Source organism: Pseudomonas orientalis (assembly GCF_002934065.1).
Taxonomy (GTDB): domain Bacteria; phylum Pseudomonadota; class Gammaproteobacteria; order Pseudomonadales; family Pseudomonadaceae; genus Aquipseudomonas; species Aquipseudomonas orientalis_A.
The window spans coordinates 3723246-3737655 of record NZ_CP018049.1 but is presented as its reverse complement, the minus strand read 5'-3'; the positions used below and the strand labels follow the sequence as shown (position 1 = coordinate 3737655).

11 protein-coding genes are annotated in these 14410 nt (G+C 61.8%); 4 read left to right on the top strand and 7 right to left on the bottom strand.

What is annotated here, in order from left to right:
* Positions 1 to 99: 99 nt before the first annotated feature.
* Positions 100 to 1539 carry a dihydropyrimidinase gene (hydA, locus tag BOP93_RS16725; protein ID WP_104503499.1) on the bottom strand — a complete coding sequence of 480 codons (1440 nt, stop codon included), beginning with the start codon at positions 1537 to 1539 and terminating at the stop codon, positions 100 to 102.
* 603 nt (positions 1540 to 2142) lie between these two features.
* Between hydA and BOP93_RS16720 the strand changes: the two genes are divergently transcribed.
* Both BOP93_RS16720 and BOP93_RS16715 read left to right on the top strand, forming a co-directional pair.
* The gene (locus BOP93_RS16720; protein WP_104503498.1) at positions 2143 to 3630 is read left to right on the top strand and encodes an NCS1 family nucleobase:cation symporter-1; all 1488 of its coding nucleotides are present in this window, start codon (positions 2143 to 2145) and stop codon (positions 3628 to 3630) included.
* A 159-nt stretch (positions 3631 to 3789) separates the two neighbouring features.
* Positions 3790 to 5073 carry a Zn-dependent hydrolase gene (locus BOP93_RS16715; protein ID WP_104503497.1) on the top strand — a complete coding sequence of 428 codons (1284 nt, stop codon included), beginning with the start codon at positions 3790 to 3792 and terminating at the stop codon, positions 5071 to 5073.
* Positions 5074 to 5134: 61 nt separating this feature from the next.
* Here the strand turns inward: BOP93_RS16715 and BOP93_RS16710 are convergent, their stop codons facing one another.
* The 4 genes from BOP93_RS16710 to BOP93_RS16695 all read right to left on the bottom strand — a co-directional run bounded on the left by BOP93_RS16710 (position 5135) and on the right by BOP93_RS16695 (position 11581).
* Positions 5135 to 5593, bottom strand: coding sequence for an REP-associated tyrosine transposase (locus BOP93_RS16710; RefSeq protein WP_104503496.1), 459 nt, complete (start codon positions 5591 to 5593; stop codon positions 5135 to 5137).
* 205 nt (positions 5594 to 5798) lie between these two features.
* Positions 5799 to 7217, bottom strand: a complete 1419-nt coding sequence (locus BOP93_RS16705) for an efflux transporter outer membrane subunit (RefSeq protein ID WP_104503495.1) — start codon at positions 7215 to 7217, stop codon at positions 5799 to 5801.
* Positions 7201 to 8370: an efflux RND transporter periplasmic adaptor subunit gene (locus tag BOP93_RS16700; protein WP_104503494.1), complete on the bottom strand. Its 1170-nt coding sequence runs from the start codon at positions 8368 to 8370 to the stop codon at positions 7201 to 7203. Before BOP93_RS16700 ends, BOP93_RS16705 begins: the two co-directional genes overlap by 17 nt.
* Positions 8360 to 11581 carry an efflux RND transporter permease subunit gene (locus tag BOP93_RS16695; protein WP_104503493.1) on the bottom strand — a complete coding sequence of 1074 codons (3222 nt, stop codon included), beginning with the start codon at positions 11579 to 11581 and terminating at the stop codon, positions 8360 to 8362. Before BOP93_RS16695 ends, BOP93_RS16700 begins: the two co-directional genes overlap by 11 nt.
* Positions 11582 to 11786: 205 nt before the next feature.
* Between BOP93_RS16695 and BOP93_RS16690 the strand changes: the two genes are divergently transcribed.
* Positions 11787 to 12197 (top strand): hypothetical protein, encoded by a 411-nt coding sequence (locus tag BOP93_RS16690; RefSeq protein WP_104503492.1) that lies wholly within the window; start codon positions 11787 to 11789, stop codon positions 12195 to 12197.
* On the opposite strand, the gene BOP93_RS27640 is transcribed toward BOP93_RS16690, so the two are convergent.
* Positions 12194 to 12355, bottom strand: a complete 162-nt coding sequence (locus tag BOP93_RS27640) for a hypothetical protein (protein WP_164485100.1) — start codon at positions 12353 to 12355, stop codon at positions 12194 to 12196. The two genes, BOP93_RS16690 and BOP93_RS27640, sit on opposite strands and share 4 nt — an antisense overlap.
* Positions 12356 to 12566: 211 nt before the next feature.
* Between BOP93_RS27640 and BOP93_RS16685 the strand changes: the two genes are divergently transcribed.
* The gene (locus BOP93_RS16685) at positions 12567 to 13229 is read left to right on the top strand and encodes a peptidase C39 family protein (protein ID WP_104503491.1); all 663 of its coding nucleotides are present in this window, start codon (positions 12567 to 12569) and stop codon (positions 13227 to 13229) included.
* A gap of 120 nt (positions 13230 to 13349) precedes the next feature.
* On the opposite strand, the gene pbpG is transcribed toward BOP93_RS16685, so the two are convergent.
* A complete protein-coding gene (pbpG, locus tag BOP93_RS16680; protein WP_057721691.1) occupies positions 13350 to 14273 on the bottom strand; it encodes a D-alanyl-D-alanine endopeptidase in 924 nt (307 codons plus the stop codon).
* Positions 14274 to 14410 lie beyond the last annotated feature (137 nt).

Genomic DNA, 14410 nt, shown 5'->3' with positions numbered 1-14410 from the left:
TGTTGCCTTCACTGGCCTCATCGGGGGCAAGCCCCCTCCCACACTTGATCGGGTTCACATAGATCCAATGTGGGAGGGGGCTTGCCCCCGATAGCGGTCTCAGCGGTTCACAGCCACAGGCCTGGAATGCTCCGCCCGCTTGCTCAACTGCTCAAACACCGACGGATACGCCGGCCGCTGCACATACCGCCCGGCGCCCCGCTCGGCGCGCAGGTCGCCATCGGCCCAGACCAGCTTGCCCTGGCTGATGGTATGGCTCGGCACGCCGCGTACGGTCTTGCCTTCGAAGATGTTGAAGTCGACCTGCTGATGATGGGTCTTGGCGGAAATGGTACGCGTGCCCTCAGGGTCCCATAGCACCAGGTCGGCATCGGCGCCCACGCGGATCGCGCCTTTGCGCGGGTAGAGGTTGAAGATCTTCGCAGTGTTGGTGGACGTCAGTGCGACGAATTCCTGCATCGACAGGCGCCCGGTGTTGACGCCCTCGTGCCACAGCAGCGCCATGCGGTCTTCGATGCCGGCGGTGCCGTTGGGGATCTTGCTGAAGTCGTCACGCCCGACGGCCTTTTGTTCGGCGCAGAAGCAGCAGTGGTCGGTGGCGGTGGTGTGCAGGTTGCCCGATTGCAAACCGTGCCAGAGTGCCTCCTGATGCCCGCGCGGGCGGAACGGCGGGCTCATCACGTAGCCGGCGGCGGTCTGCCAGTCGGGGTGTTGATAGACGCTGTCGTCCAGCAGCAAGTGGCCGGCGAGCACTTCGCCGTAGACCGCCTGGCCCTTGCCCCGCGCATAGGTGATTTCGTCCAGGGCTTCCCGGGTGGAGACGTGCACCAGGTACAACGGCGTGCCTAGGGTCTCGGCAATGCGGATCGCCCGGCTCGCCGCTTCACCTTCCACCTGGGAAGGGCGTGACAGTGGATGCGCTTCCGGCCCGGTGATGCCCTGGGCCATCAATTTGCGTTGCAGGTGGTAGACCAGCTCGCCGTTTTCCGCATGGACCGTGGGCACCGCGCCCAGTTCGAGGCAGCGCTCGAAACTGGCCACCAGGGTGTCGTCCGCCGCCATGATCGCGTTCTTGTAGGCCATGAAATGCTTGAAGCTGTTGATGCCGTGGTGGCTGACCAGTTCGGCCATCTCCTCGCGTACCTGGTCGCTCCACCAGGTGATCGCCACATGAAAGCCGTAGTCGGACGCCGACTTCTCGGCCCAGCCGCGCCATTGGTGAAACGCCTCCATCAAGGACTGCTGCGGGTTGGGAATCACGAAGTCGATGATCGAGGTGGTCCCGCCCGCCAGGCCCGCCGCCGTGCCACTGAAAAAGTCTTCACTGGCCACGGTGCCCATGAACGGCAGTTGCATATGGGTATGGGGATCGATGCCGCCGGGCATCAAGTATTGGCCGCTGCCATCGAGTGTTGCAGTGCCGGCGGGAACATCCAGGTCTGTGCCAATTGCACGTATCAGACCGTCTGCGCAAAACACATCGGCGCGGTAACTTTCATCATGGGTAATAACGGTGGCGCCACGGATCAACAGCGACATGTCGAGTTCCTCACAGGCTTGACCGGCTTGTGCCAGTTCTAAGTGTTGTAATACGGCATCGCCGATGTCGGATTGATTCCTGTCATCGGTGACAGGAATAGAAACTAGCCCGAGTTTTTCGATTGGGCAAGAATATTTTTATTCGTCTTTTGTGTTGTTTAATTATTTGATTTATATAGATAAAAATCAAAAATCACCAAAATGAAGCAACCAGTTACCATTTTGACGCACTTGACAGGTTGCTGATTTGAACAACATTTCTTATTGCAAATCAGCCGCTTGAGAGACAGCGCTTGACGAGGCCGGCAAATAAAAATAATTGTGTTGCACCAGATTGAGTCCTGAAGGTTCGGATAACTTTCCTGTTGTGGCGCCTGAGTCGCACGGCAAGTTCCGAAGAGGCCCTCGGGCAATCGGATAAAGCTGATAAACATCAGCCAGTTATATATGCAGTGTGGGTCGCGAAGCAGTTGTCGGCACGGTAATTGAGTGCAGTGGCGGCTGGCCGGGCCTGAGATGTCATGTTGTCGACGAGGTACTCCGGCCACCTGCCTTAACCGTGCAGGTGAGCAACAATAATTTTAAAAAAACCGTGGAGCGGCCATGCAACAGAACAGATCGCAAGTCACCGAACGCAACGGCCTGTACGAACTCGACGCCGGCCCCGACGTCCTCGACAGCCCGCGCTACAACCACGACATGGCACCGACCAAGGTGCACGAACGCACCTGGAACAAGTGGCATATCACCGCGCTGTGGGTCGGCATGTCGATCTGTGTGCCCACCTACACCCTGGGCGGTGTGCTCACCGCGTACTTCGGGTTGTCGGTGGGCGAAGCGCTGATGGCGATTTTGCTGGCCAACATTGTGGTGCTCATCCCACTGACGCTTAACGCATTTCCGGGTACGAAGTACGGCATTCCCTTTCCGGTGCTGTTGCGCTCATCGTTCGGCATCCTGGGCTCCAATGTGCCGTGCCTGATCCGCGCGCTGGTGGCGTGCGGCTGGTTTGGCATCCAGACGATGTTCGGCGGGCTGGCGATTCATCTGTTTCTCGGCTCGATTTTCGAGGGCTGGAAGTCCCTCGGCGGCACCGGCGAGGTGATCGGGTTCATGCTTTTCTGGTGCCTGAATCTGTGGGTGGTGTTGCGTGGCGCCGAGTCGATCAAGCGCCTGGAAACCCTGTCGGCGCCGCTGCTGGTCGCCGTGGGCGTTGGCTTGCTGGTGTGGGCGATGCCGAATGTGTCGATCAGCGAGCTGATGGCGATCCCGCCCAAGCGTCCCGAAGGGGCGAGTCTCACCGGTTATTTCATGGCCGGCCTCACCGCAATGGTGGGGTTCTGGGCCACGTTGTCGCTGAATATCCCTGACTTCAGCCGCTATGCCAAAAGCCAGAAGGACCAGATCCTCGGGCAGATTTTCGGCCTGCCGCTGACCATGTTCCTGTTCGCCGCCCTGGGCGTGATCATGACCGCCGCTTCGGTAAAACTGGTGGGGGTCAGCGTGTCCGACCCGGTCACCCTGATCGGGCATATCCAGAGCCCGGTGTGGGTCGCCGTCGCCATGGCGTTGATCATCATCGCCACCTTGTCGACCAACACGGCGGCGAACATCGTTTCGCCGACCAACGACTTTCAGAACATCGCGCCCAAGCTGATCAACCGCACCACGGCGGTGATCCTGACAGGGTTGGTGGGGTTGGCGCTGATGGCCCATGAGCTGCTGAAAAAACTCGGGCTGATCGTGTCCGATGTCAGCCTGGAGACGGTGTATTCCAACTGGTTGCTCGGCTACTCCAGCTTGCTCGGGCCGATTGCCGGGATCATGGTGGTGGACTATTTCATCACCCGCAGACAGCAGCTGGATCTGGCGGGGCTCTACCGTGACGACGTGTACCCGGCCTGGAACATCAGCGGTTTTATCGCGTTCGGCGTGCCGGTGGTGCTGACGTTGCTGTCCCTGGGCAGTGATGCGTTCAGCTGGTTCTACAGCTATGGCTGGTTTACCGGCTCGGCGTTGGGTGGGGTGTTGTATTACGCGCTGAATGCCAGGCGCGCGATCACGCCAGTCGCAGCCAAATCATCTATGTGAATACGGTCAAAAATGTGGGAGGGGGCTTGCCCCCGATTGCAGTGTGTCAATCAGCTCACCTGTAACTGAACCACCGCTATCGGGGGCAAGCCCCCTCCCACATTTTGACCAGTTTTCACTGTTGGAATCGTGTCAATTCAAGCCTGAGGAGATCCCCCCATGAACGCTGCCCTCGACGTTCTGCAATCGACCCATCAGCACATCAACCGCGACCGTTTGTGGCAGTCGCTGATGGACCTGGCCAAGCTCGGCGCCACCCCCAAGGGCGGGGTGTGCCGCCTGGCCCTCACCGACCTCGACCGCAAGGCCCGCGACCTGTTCGTGCAATGGTGCGAGGAGGCCGGCTGTACCGTGAGCGTCGACGGCATCGGCAATATTTTCGCCCGGCGTCCGGGGCGCAACCCCGACCTGCCGCCGGTGATGACCGGCAGCCATATCGACACCCAGCCCACCGGCGGCAAGTTCGACGGTTGCTTTGGCGTGTTGGCCGGTGTGGAAGTCCTGCGCACCCTCAACGACCTCAAGCTCGAAACCGAGGCGCCGCTGGAAGTGGTGGTGTGGACCAACGAAGAAGGCTCGCGCTTTCCCCCGTGCATGATGGGCTCCGGGGTGTTCGCCGAGAAGTTCAGCCTGGCCGACACCCTGGCCAAGGTGGATGTGGACGGCGTTTCCGTTGGCGAGGCGCTGAACGCCATCGGCTATGCGGGCACGCGTGCCGAGAGCGGGCACAAAGTCGGTGCTTATTTCGAAGCGCATATCGAACAAGGGCCGATTCTCGAGGATGAGAAAAAAACCATCGGCGTGGTACTCGGAGCCCTCGGGCAGAAGTGGTTCGACCTGAAGTTGCGGGGCGTTGAAGCGCACGCGGGGCCGACGCCGATGCACCTGCGCAAGGATGCCCTGGTGGGTGCCGCCGCAGTGGTCGCCGCAGTGAATGCTGCGGCATTGGGGCACCAGCCCCATGCCTGCGGGACCGTGGGTTGCCTGCAGGCGTATCCCGGCTCGCGCAATGTGATTCCCGGCGAGGTGCGCATGACCCTGGATTTTCGTCACCTTGAGCCGGCGCGGCTGGATTCGATGATTGCCCAGGTGCGCAAGGTGATCGATGACACCTGCGCCAGACATGGGTTGAGCTTTGAACTGGAACCTACCGCTGACTTCCCACCGCTGTATTTCGACCAAGGCTGTGTGGACGCCGTGCGCGATGCGGCCAATGGCCTGGGGTTGTCGAACATGGACATTGTCAGCGGGGCAGGGCACGACGCGATTTTCGTCGCCGAGCTGGGCCCGGCGGGGATGATCTTTGTACCGTGTGAGGGTGGCATCAGCCACAACGAAATCGAGAATGCCGCGCCGGATGACCTGGCGGCGGGGTGTGCGGTGTTGTTGCGTGCCATGGTGGCGGCTTCAGCAGCCATCGCCAGCGGCAAGCTTGCGGCTTGAAATGTGGGGGAAAAATGTGGGAGGGGGCAAGCCCCCTCCCACATTTGAACTGTAGTGGACGTTAGATCCAGATGGCATCCCACAGCGGATAGTCGCCAATCCGCTCCACCAACCCTGCGCGCAATGGATTGGCCACTACATAGCGGGCCATTTTCACCAGGTCATCCTCCTTGCGCAGCGCCCGGTCGTGGAAGCCCTCCTGCCATAGCCGGCCCTTGCGTCCGGTGGCGCCGTTGACGCAGCGCGTGCTCTTGGATTTCACCTGTCGCATCAGATTCGCCAGTGAGCCTTTTCGTAGCTCGATAATCCAATGAAAGTGGTCGGGCATCACCACCCACGCCAAAGAGTTCGCCAGCCCTTGGTACTGAGCCAGGCGAAACTGCCAGACGACCAGGCGACCGAGATGGAAGTTGTTGAATATCGGTATGCGTTCGTGAGTGTTGGTGGTGATGAGGTAGATACGGTTAGGTTCGCTGAAACGCCCGATGCGCAAGCGGTGTGACGCCGGTAAATCTGCCATTCCCTGGCCCTCTCAACAAGTGTCTAGAGAGGCTAGGTTGCCGAGCAAGAGGCTGGTGGGCAGGCTTTTGGCAGGATGTGTCTGGAAGGCCGCTATCGGGGGCAAGCCCCCTCCCACAGGGGCTCGGCTCGGTTCATACATTGTGTGTCTGGCGCGGAACCAGTGTGGGAGGGGGCTTGCCCCCGATTGGATTTCAATCACAGCATCAGGCGCCAGGTTGCCACCCACCCCCCAACGCCGTCACCAACCCCACACTCGCCTGCAACTGCCGTGTCTGCACCGCCTGCAAGGTTCGCTGCGCCTGCAAGGCCGCTGTCTGCGCGGTGACCACATCCAGATAACTCACGGCTCCCGCCTCATAGCTGTTTATCGCCAGCGCCTGGGTGTGCTGCGCTGCATCCGCTGCTGCCTGTTCGTCCTGGGCCTGCTGCCGCAAGTCGCGCAGTTGTGCGAGGTTGTCTTCCACCTCACGCACGGCTTTCAACACCTGGCTGCGGTACTGCGCCGATGCTTCTTCAAATTCGGCCCTGGCCTGGCGTTCGTTGGCGCTCAAGCGTCCGCCATCAAGGATGGGCAGGTTCATCAACGGCCCCAGCGCCCAATAGCGATTGCCCGCTGAAAGCAGATTGCCCACGCCCTGGGTCTGGCCGCCAATCAACCCGGTCAGACTGAAATCCGGATACCACGCCGCCTTGGCCACGCCGATGGAGGCATTGGCTGCGAACACTCGTCGTTCCGCCGCTGCGATATCCGGGCGCCGCTGCAGCAGGAGGCTCGGCAGCTGCGATGGAATCCCTGGCAAGGCCATTAACTGCGGGCTGGGCGGCAATGAAAAGTTGCTGGCCGCCACGCCGACCAATTCGCCGATGGCATGCTCGATCAGGTTGCGCTGCCCGCGCACTTCATCCAGCTGCGCCTTGGCCTCGGCCAGTTGATTTTGTGCACGGGTGAGGTCCAGTTCCGACGCGATCTGGCCTTCATAACGGCTGCGGGTGAGTTGCAATGCCTGGCTGAAATCCTCCAGCGAGTTCGTGAGAATCCGGCTCTGCGCATCCAGCCCATTGAGTTGCACATACAGCGTTGCCAGCTGGCGTTGCAGGCTCAGGCGCGCCGCGGCCAGGTCATCGCCGGATGCCTGGGCCTGGGCATCGCCGGCCGCGACCTGGTTGCGGATCCTGCCCCACAGGTCCAGCTCGTAGCTCAACGAGAATCCGGCGGTGTCGCTGTTGTACACCGACGGTTGCGTGGTGCCGCGCAACGGCCTCGAATCCGATTGGCGCTGGCGCAACGGCTGGGCGCTGGCGGTGAGCTGTGGAAACAGCCCTGCATGCAGTTGACTGGCATACGCCTGGGACGCATCGAAATGCGCCAGCGCCGCGGCCAGGTCCGGGTTGGCCGCGAGCAGTTGCCGTTGCAGCGCATCGAGCGTTGGGTCCTTGTACAGCTTCCACCATTGCGGCGCCAAGGTGTCGGACGGCTGCGCGCTGTGCCACGGGCCGTCGCTGGTCTGTTCGCGGTAACCGGCCGGCAGGTCAACCGACGGCACGTGGTAGACGGGTGCCATGGAGCAGCCTTGCAAGGCCAGTAGCATCAGTGCCGCAAACGGGTTAAGCCTTGGGCGCATGGGCACCCCCGGTGGCGTCGGCCAGTTGGACCGCGTCGCCTTCGCGCAGGGCATCGGGCGGGTTGTCGATGATGCGGTCGGCGGGTTTCAGACCCTGGTCGATCACCAGGCGTTCGCCCAGGTCCAGGCCGATATGAATGGCTTGCAGGTGCACATGGTTGTGCCCGTCCAGTACCGCGACCTGGGTGCCCTGGGCACGGAAGATCAACGCGCTGGCCGGGATGCTCACACCGTGGGTGTCCGCCGGAATCGGCAAGGTCGCCTCGGCATAGTCGCCGGGCAGCAGTTCACCGTTCGGGTTGTCGACGACGAACTGCGCGAGCAGGGTGCCGGAGCGTCGGTCGATGGCCGTGGAGTCGCCGATCAGGCGCGCTTTGAAGTGCTCGCCCGGATGTTCGGGCACCGTCAGCTCGGCTTCCAGGCCTGGGTGGATGACCGCCGCGTAGTTCTGTGGCACCGGCACGTACAGGCGCAGCTGGTGGGTGTCGGCAAGGCTGAACAGTTCCGGGTCGCTGTCGGTGTCGGCCTTGATCAACTGGCCGATGTCGGTATTGCGCGCGGTGATGGTGCCGGCGAAGGGCGCACGCAGGGTCTTGTAGCTTTCCAGTGCGCACAGCCGCGCATAGTCGGCGGCGGCCGCCTGGGCATTGGCTTTGGCGGCGGCGGCATCCGAGGTTTTCTCATCGGCTTCCTGGCGCGACACGGAGTGGCTGGCCAGCAGGTTTTGCCAGCGCGTTGCAGTGGTGGCGGCCAGGCGTGCATTGGCCTGTTCCTGGACCAGGTGGGCGTGGGTTTGCGCCAGTTGCTGGTCAAGGTCCGGGCTGTCGATTTGCGCGAGGATTTGCCCGGCCTGGACCTGGCTGCCGATATCGACTTTCCAGTCTTTCAAATAGCCGCTGACCCGTGCATGGATCGGCGCCTTGCTCCAGGCCTCCAGGTGCGCCGGCAAACGCAGCGTATCGCCGGCGGCATTCTGTTCGGGCTGGAACACCATAACCTGGGGGATGGCCGCAGTTTCAGTCCAGGCGGTCACCGATTGTTCATGCAGCGTGCGGACATGCAAGCCGTTGGCGACCAACAGGGCGGCCAGGGTCAGGCCGCCGACACCCATGAGCATCAGACGCTTGCGCGAGGGTTTTTGATCAGACGACATGGGACGTTTCTCCAGCAGTTGCGCGAGTAGGGTGACGACCGTGGACCAGGCTGAAGACCACGGGAACAAACAACAAGGTGGCGACGGTGGCGAAGATCAACCCACCGATCACGGCGCGGCCCAGCGGCGCGTTCTGTTCCTCGGACAGCGCCAGGGGCAGCATGCCGATGATCATCGCCAGGGCGGTCATGCACACCGGGCGAAAGCGCGTGTAACCGGCTTCCATCGCCGCTTTCAAGGCATCGCCATGTTCGGCCAGGCGTTCACGGCAGAAACTCACCACCAGGATCGAGTTGGCGGTGGCCACGCCCATGCACAGAATCGCGCCGGTCAGGGCGGGCACCGATAGCGAGGTGCTGCTGAGGAACAGCATCCACACGATCCCCGCCAACGCTGCGGGCAACGCGGTGATGATCACGAAGGGGTCGGCCCAGGATTGGAAGTTGACCACGATCAGCAGGTAGATCAACACCACGGCGCCGAGCAGGCCGAAGCTCAAGCCGCTGAACGCCTCGTGCAGCGCATCGATCTGCCCGTGCAGGCTGATCGTCGCGCCTTTGGGGCGCATGGACGCGGTGTCATCAAGGACTTTTTGTACATCTCGGGCGACGCCACCGAGGTCGCGGCCCTGCACGTTGGCATACAGGTCCAGGGTGGGTTCGATGTTGTAGTGCGTCACCACCGCCGGGCTGTGTACCCGCGAAATAGTCGCCACGCCGCCGAGGATCTGGGACTGGCCATCGGCACCGGTTACCGGCAAGGCCTCCAGCGAAGGCAGGCTGTCGAGGCGGTATTGCGGCGTTGCGGCCACGATCGAATAGGACACGCCATTGGCCGGATTCAGCCAGAACGTGGGCGCCACCTGGGAGCTGCCGGCGAGGGAGGCGACCATGCTGTTGGTCACGTCTTTTTCGGTGATGCCCAGGCCATTGGCGCGCAGGCGGTCTACATTCACCTGCAGCGATGGGTAACCGGTGGACTGTTGGATACGCAGGTCAGCGATGCCCGGTACGTGTTGCAGGCGCCGTTCGAGTTCCACGGCATAGGCACGGTTTTCGGCATCGTTGCGTCCGGAAATCTTCACGTCCAGCGGTGCCGGCGCGCCGAAGTTGAGGATCTGGCTGCTGATGTCCGCCGGCAGGAACGCAAAGTGGCTGCCGGGGAAGCTTTGCGGCAGGGCCTCACGCAGTTTTTTCACGTAATCGGCGGTGGGCGCGTGGTCCTTTTTCAGCGTGACCTGGATATCGCCGTCCTGCGGGCCGATGGTGCCGCTGTTGCTGTAGGCCATGTCGATGCCGCTGAGCGGGATGCCGATGTTGTCGACGATCGTGTCCAGCGCTTGTGCCGGGATCACCTCGCGAATCCGCGCTTCGATGCGGTCGAACGCGGCGGCGCTTTCCTCGATGCGCGTACCCAGCGGCAGGCGCACATGCAGCGCCAGTGCGCCGGCATCGGTGGCCGGAAAAAAATCCTGGCCCAGGCTCGGCAGCAACACGAACGAGGCCAGCACACAGGCGAGGAATCCGACGATAAAGCGCTTGCGCGCGCCGAGTGCGAGCATCAGCAGGCCGTGGTAGGTGTCGCGGATATTCGAGAAATGCCGCTCGAACCCTTGCTGGAAATTCAGCACGGCTTGCAGCGCGGCATGGCGCGGCTTGCGGTGCTGTTCGCCCTCGTGGTGGTTGATGAATGGGTCTTCCGGATGATGCCCCAGGCCTTGCTCCGGTGCGTGGGGCTTGAGCAGAAACATCGCCAGCGTCGGCACCAGGGTGCGCGAGAGAATGAACGAACTGGCCATGGCAAAGATCACCGCCAGCGCCATCGGCCGGAACAGATACCCGGCGATGCCCTGCAGCAGGAACATCGGCACGAACACGATGCAGATGCACAGCAGCGAGACGAACGCCGGGCCGACGATTTGTGCGGCGCCGTCGAGGATCGCCGTTTTCACCGCCTTGCCTTGTTCCAGGTGCCAGTTGATGTTTTCGATGGTCACCGTGGCGTCGTCCACCAGAATGCCCACCGCCAGGGCCAGGCCGCCCAGGGTCATCACATTCAGGGTTTGCCCGCTGACCGCCAGCAGCGCGATGGCCGACAGCACCGCCAGGGGGATCGATGCGGCAATGATCAGCGTCGAGCGCCAACTGCCGAGAAACAGCAGGATCATCGCGCTGGTCAGCAGGGCGGCGATGATGCCTTCCTGGGCCACGCTGCCCACCGACTGCTTGACGAACACCGAGGCGTCGCCCAGCAGTGAGGTCTTCAGCGACGGCGGCAGGGTTTCGTTGATGCGCGGCAGCATCTGGCGAATGCCGTCGATGATCGAGAGCGTCGAGATACTGCCGTTCTTCAAGGCCGGCATCAGCACCGCACGGTGGCCGTCGACGCGCACGATATTGGTCTGCGGGGGCGAGCCGTCCCGTACATGGGCCACTTGGCCGATGGTGATGATCGCGCCGTCGACGTTCTTGACCGGCAAGTCGTTGAGCTCATCAATGGCCTTGGGGCTGTTGTTCAGCAGGATCGTGTATTCGTTGGGGCCGAGCTTGGCGGTGCCCACCGGGATGATCTGGTTCTGCAATGCCAGCGCATTGCCTACGTCCTGGGCCGACAAACCCTTGGCCGCCAGGGCCTGGGGGTCGAGGTCCAGGGTGATCTGGCGCTGCTTGCCGCCCATCGGCGTGGGCATCGCCAGGCCGGGCAGGGCGCTCAGCGGCAGGCGGATATTGTTCTGCACCAGGTCGCGGATTCTCGCCTCCGACAGGCTCGGGCTGGAGAACGCCATTTGCAGGATCGGCACCGTGGAGGCGCTGTAGTTGAGGATCAGCGGCGGCGTGATACCCGGTGGCATTTGCTTGAGCACCGTCTGTGATACCGCCGTGACCTGGGCGTTGGCGGTGCGGATATCCACGCCGGGCTGGAAGAAGATCTTGACGATGCCCATGCCTGGCAGGGATTGCGATTCGATATGTTCGATGTCGTTGACGGTGGTGCTCAGGGAGCGTTCGTAGGTGTAGATCACCCGCCCGGCCATGGCGTCCGGCGACAGGCCGTTGTATTGCCAGACCACGGCGACCACGGGGATACCGATATCGGGGAACACATCGGTGGGCGTGCGCAGGGCCGCCATGGGCCCGATGATGCAGATGAATATGGCCAGCACGATAAACGTGTACGGCTTGTGCAGTGCGGTCTTTACCAGCCCGAGCATGCGTGAGTCTCCGAGAAAAGCAGGATTGCAAACCTCGGCAGTCTTGCCCGACCCACCTAACACGTACCTTTCAGCCAGGTGAAGGAACATTTAGGTAATGGCTGAAGATCGTTTCATTTGTATTCATTTGTTCTACAAACGGCGGCTCTTCAAGCTTGCCAGCCATCGGACACGCCTTTTTACTGATGCGCTTTGGAGCCCTGCCATGTCACCGAGAACCCTGTTGTTGATTCCCACCCTTGCGGCTGTCGTACTGTTGTCGGCGTGTGCCGGCCCGATCCCCAAGGCCGACCCGAGCCAAGCCTGGATCGGCTTGAAAGAAGAGGCACCGAATGACTTGTTGGCCGAGCGTCTCGATGGCAAGCGCGTCGATGACGGGCGCTACTTCGAAGTGAGCCCCGGAGACCATCGCCTGGACGTGACGTTGTTCGAGGAAGAGCCCGGCGACGATAACCAGCAGGACTGCCAGGGCCGGGTCGAGTACAAACATTTCAAGGCGGGTGAGCATTACACCCTGGAGGAATCGAGCCTGGGGACTACCGTGCGCGCAGCGCTCAAGGATGGCCACGGCAAGGAGGTCGCCGCCACCCAGGACTTCAATTGCATGCCCGGCTAGGCGTGATGCGCCGTCGCCTTGTTCGGCTTGGCGGGCGCGGCGGGTTTGACGTGGGGGTGATGGTGCCGGCGGGTCACGCGCATGACCCCCCACAACATGGCGGCGGCCACCGCCAGCCAACCGCAGATCAACAGGAAAATCGTCGTTGCAAGGCTCATTCAGGCCTCCCTTCACCCCGTCCGGGGTACACACAGTCTTCTCAATGGACAGTCTAGCTACCCGGCGGTTGCCTGCTATTGACCAATGGTCGTGTCCGTCCAACTTGTTTGCTCTATGGCGGGCGTTTTATCGACGCGTGAGGCTATACCCGTGCCCAAGAGCATCCTATGATCGGGGCCCTCACCGGCAGTTGATCAAGAGAGTCAAACATTGCGCTTACGGTCGAACCTCAAAACATCCATCCTGCTGGCCTGTGCCTTGGGGCTGATGGCCTGTTCCAGCCAGCCGTCGAAACTTCCCGGCCTGCCGGAGCGGGTTGAACTCAACGGCGTGCCGACCTTTCGCAGCGAGGCTTATCAGAGCGGTCCTACGGCTCTGGCCAGCATGCTGTCGCAACAAGGCATTGTCATGACACCGGGGCTGCTCGATAAGCCACTGCACCTGCCGGGCGCCGAGGCGGACCTTGAGCGCAACATGCCAAAGCTGGCGCGTGAGTACGGGCTGATGGTGTATCCGCTGGATGCCGGGCTCACCGCTGTGTTGGCGCAGGTGGCGGCCGGTTACCCGGTGATGGCGCGCGTCAACTCCAGCTTCTGGTCCGGGCCACGCTATGTCGTGGTGGTGGGGTTCAATCAGCAGAAGAGCACGGTGCTGCTGCGTTCCGGCAGGGAGCGGCGATTGATGATGGGCTTCAGTGACTTTGAGTCGGCATGGAAGAGCGCGGGTCATTGGGCGATCCTGACCCAGCGTCCGAGCCAGTTGCCGGCGAATGTGGATGCGCAGCGTTGGCGGGAGGCGGCGAATGCCACGGCCCAGGCCGGGCAGGAACAGGCGGCGGCCCAGGCGCTAAAAGTCCTGGCAGAACGCAAATAAATAAAAATGTGGGAGGGGGCTTTGCCCCCGATGGTGGTGGATCAGTAGATATTCATGTATCTGACCCACCGCTATCGGGGGCAAAGCCCCCTCCCACATTTGATTTCTGTTGTGAGTGAGTCAGCGACGCACTTCTGCCACTCCCGCGCGGTTCTTCAGATTCTTGTCAGCCTTGTAGCGCAGCGCCACATCCGGTACCGCGCCGCCCTTGCCGGTCTCGACCCAGCTGCGAATACGGCTGGCATCGGCAAAGTGAGTGAACTTGCCAAAGGCATCCAGGATCACCAGCGACACCGGGCGGTTGCCCATGCTCGTGACCAGCACCAGGCAATGCCCGGCCTGGTTGGTAAAGCCGGTCTTGGTCAGCTTGATATCCCAGTTGGCGCGATTGATCAGGTGATCGGTGTTGGAAAAGCCCAGGGTGTAGTTGGGCTTGCGAAACGCCACGGTCTTTTCCTTGGTGGTGCTCAACTGGCTCAACATCGGGAATTTGCGCGCGTAGGCCAGCAACTTGCTCAGGTCGCGGGCGGTCGACACGTTATGGATCGATAGGCCGGTAGGCTCCACGTAATGGGTGCTGGTCATGCCCAGCGCCTTGGCCTTGGCGTTCATCGCCGCAATAAACGCCGCGTAGCCGCCCGGATAATGGTGGGCCAGGCTCGCGGCGGCGCGGTTTTCCGAGGACATCAATGCGATCAGCAGCATCTCCTTGCGCGGCATCTGGCTGCCGATCTTCACGCGGGAGAACACCCCTTTCATCTCCGGCGTGTCGGTGATGTTGATATCGATGTATTCATCCATGTTCTGCTTGGCTTCCAGCACGATAAGGCCGGTCATCAGCTTGCTCACGGATGCGATGGGCACCACCACGTCGGGGTTGCTGGCATAGATCACTTTGTTGGTCTGCAAATCCACCAGCATGGCGCTGCCGGAAGCAATTTGCAGTTTGGAGGCGTCACGCGGGGCCAGGGTGGATTCGGCGGCGTGGGCGAAGGTGCCTGCGAAAGCAAAAAACAGGCTGACAAGAGAAAGACGAATTTTCACGCGGATGAACTCGCTAAAAAGTAAGGAAATACCGTTTGGGAAACGGGTTTTATGAAAAATGGCGTTACATTCTAGGAGTATGGATCAGAAACTGTCGAATGTTCTTCCAGAACCAGACGAAAGTGCTTAAAAACTAA

Bases quoted from the DNA above. Each gene is read 5' to 3' on its own strand.
- BOP93_RS16695 (WP_104503493.1), bottom strand. From the start codon at position 11,581: ATGCTCGGGCTGGTAAAGACCGCACTGCACAAGCCGTACACGTTTATC.
- BOP93_RS16705 (WP_104503495.1), bottom strand. From the start codon at position 7,217: ATGCGCCCAAGGCTTAACCCGTTTGCGGCACTGATGCTACTGGCCTTG.
- BOP93_RS16690 (WP_104503492.1), top strand. From the start codon at position 11,787: ATGTCACCGAGAACCCTGTTGTTGATTCCCACCCTTGCGGCTGTCGTA.
- BOP93_RS27640 (WP_164485100.1), bottom strand. From the start codon at position 12,355: ATGAGCCTTGCAACGACGATTTTCCTGTTGATCTGCGGTTGGCTGGCG.
- BOP93_RS16710 (WP_104503496.1), bottom strand. From the start codon at position 5,593: ATGGCAGATTTACCGGCGTCACACCGCTTGCGCATCGGGCGTTTCAGC.
- BOP93_RS16700 (WP_104503494.1), bottom strand. From the start codon at position 8,370: ATGTCGTCTGATCAAAAACCCTCGCGCAAGCGTCTGATGCTCATGGGT.
- hydA (WP_104503499.1), bottom strand. From the start codon at position 1,539: ATGTCGCTGTTGATCCGTGGCGCCACCGTTATTACCCATGATGAAAGT.
- BOP93_RS16715 (WP_104503497.1), top strand. From the start codon at position 3,790: ATGAACGCTGCCCTCGACGTTCTGCAATCGACCCATCAGCACATCAAC.
- BOP93_RS16720 (WP_104503498.1), top strand. From the start codon at position 2,143: ATGCAACAGAACAGATCGCAAGTCACCGAACGCAACGGCCTGTACGAA.